The organism is bacterium (assembly GCA_036524115.1).
Lineage (GTDB): Bacteria > JAUVQV01 > JAUVQV01 > JAUVQV01 > DATDCY01 > DATDCY01.
Map to the genome: position 1 here is coordinate 1 of DATDCY010000021.1, position 2122 is coordinate 2122.

2 protein-coding genes are annotated in these 2122 nt (G+C 70.9%); both read left to right on the top strand.

The annotated features are described in order from the left end of the window. The first annotated feature begins 130 nt into the window (after nucleotides 1–130). Nucleotides 131–877, top strand: coding sequence for a YebC/PmpR family DNA-binding transcriptional regulator (locus VI078_01240; GenBank protein ID HEY5997914.1), 747 nt, complete (start codon nucleotides 131–133; stop codon nucleotides 875–877). Nucleotides 878–896: 19 nt separating this feature from the next. Continuing rightward, nucleotides 897–1973, top strand: a complete 1077-nt coding sequence (locus VI078_01245) for a branched-chain amino acid aminotransferase (protein ID HEY5997915.1) — start codon at nucleotides 897–899, stop codon at nucleotides 1971–1973. Nucleotides 1974–2122: the final 149 nt, after the last annotated feature.

The following is a 2122-nucleotide window of genomic DNA, read 5'->3' on the forward strand; positions in this document are numbered from 1 at the left end:
CTACGCGTATCTCGTGCGCCGCGGCTTCTCGGCGGCCGCGGCCCGCGCCGCCCTGTTCAACGACCGCGAAATCCTGTAAGATTCGCCGGTTAAACGAACCAGCAGAGGCGAGCACAGGGGGGAAGGCAACATGTCCGGGCACAGTAAATGGGCGACGATCAAGCACAAGAAGGCGGCGACCGATGCCAAGCGGGGCGCCGCGTTCACGAAGATCATCAAGGAGATGACGGTCGCGGCGCGCATCGGCGGCGGCGACCCGGACATGAACCCGCGGCTGCGGACGGTCCTCGAGAAGGCCAAGGCCGTGAACATGCCGGCGGACAACATCAAGCGCGCCATCCAGAAGGGCACCGGCGAGCTGCCCGGGCAGGTGATCGAGGAGGTCAGCTTCGAGGGGTATGGCCCGGGCGGGGTTGCGGTGATGGTGGAGACGGCGACCGACAACCGCAACCGCACCGTCGGTGACGTGCGGCACCTCTTCGACAAGTACGGCGGCAACCTCGGCCAGAACGGCTGCGTGGCGTGGATGTTCGACAAGAAGGGCGTCATCGAGGTCGACGCCGACAAGGCGAACGAGGACGCGCTGATGGAGCTGGTGCTCGAGGCGGGCGCCGACGACATGAAGCTCACGGAGGGCACCTTCGAGATCACGACCTCGCCGACCGCCTTCTACGCGGTGAAGCAGGCCCTCGACGACAAGGGAATCCCCGTGTCGCTGGCCGAGGTGAGCATGGTGCCCCAGACGACGGTGCACCTCGAGGGCAAGCAGGCGACGCAGATGCTCAAGCTCATGGACGCGCTCGAGGAGCACGACGACGTGCAGAAGGTCTCGGCCAACTTCGACATCGACGCATCGGTCATGGAGCAGGCGTCGTAGGGCGCCGCGGGGAGACGCGATGGACATCAGGGTGGACCCGCTGCCGCAGGGCAGCCGCGCGGCCGCGCCGAGCGACCCGGCGAAGCTCGGCTTCGGCAAGTACTTCGCGAGCAGGATGCTCTCCATCTCCTGGTCGGAGGGCACGGGCTGGCACGACGCGCACATCGGGCCGTACCAGCCGCTGGTGCTCGAGCCCTCGGCCGCGGTCTTCCACTACGGCCAGGAGATCTTCGAGGGGCTCAAGGCCTACCGCTGGGCGGACGGGGGCGTCAGGCTCTTCCGGCCCGAGATGAACGCGGCCCGCCTCAACCGCTCGGCCAGGCGCCTGTGCCTCCCGGAGCTGCCGCAGGAGGTGTTCCTCGACGGCATCGCGCAGCTCGTGCGCCTGGAGCGCGAGGCGGTCCCGGCGGCCGAAGGGACCTCGCTCTACATCCGGCCGACGCTCATCGCCGTCGACCGCTACCTGGGCGTCAAGCCGGCGACTGAGTGCCTCTTCTACGTGATCCTCTCGCCGGTGGGCGCCTACTACGCGGCCGGGTTCAACCCGGTGCGCATCCTCGTCGAGGACCAGTTCGTCCGCGCCGTGCCCGGCGGCACGGGCGAGGCGAAGACCGGCGGCAACTACGCCGCCTCGCTCGCCGCCGGCCGCAAGGCCAAGGAGCAGGGCTTCGAGCAGGTGCTCTGGCTCGACGCGATCCACCGCCGCTTCGTCGAGGAGGTGGGCGCGATGAACATCTTCTTCGTCGCGGGGAAGGACCGGCTGGTCACCCCGAAGCTCACCGGCTCGTTCCTGCCGGGCGTGACGCGCGACTCGGTGCTCGCGCTGGCGCCGACGCTCGGCTGCGCGGTCGAGGAGGGCACGGTGGCGATCGACGAGCTGCTCGCCGACGTGCGCGCGGGGCGCGTCACGGAGGTCTTCGGGACGGGGACCGCGGCGGTGGTCTCGCCCGTCGGCGTGCTCGGCTACAAGGGCGAGGAGGTCGTCGTCGGCGGCGGGGGCGTCGGCCCGGTGACGCGGCGGCTCTACGACACGCTCACCGGCATCCAGTGCGGGCGCCAGCCGGATCCGTTCGGGTGGGTGCGGCGGGTGGCGTGACCGCTCCCGCCCCGGCCGGCCGCGGGGCGCGCGTCCTCGGCATCGACCCGGGACTCGCGGCCACCGGCTGGGCGGTGCTGGACGCCGCCCCCGCGAAGCCCCGCGTCGTCGCCTGCGGCACCATCCGCACCTGCGCGGCCGACGAGGCC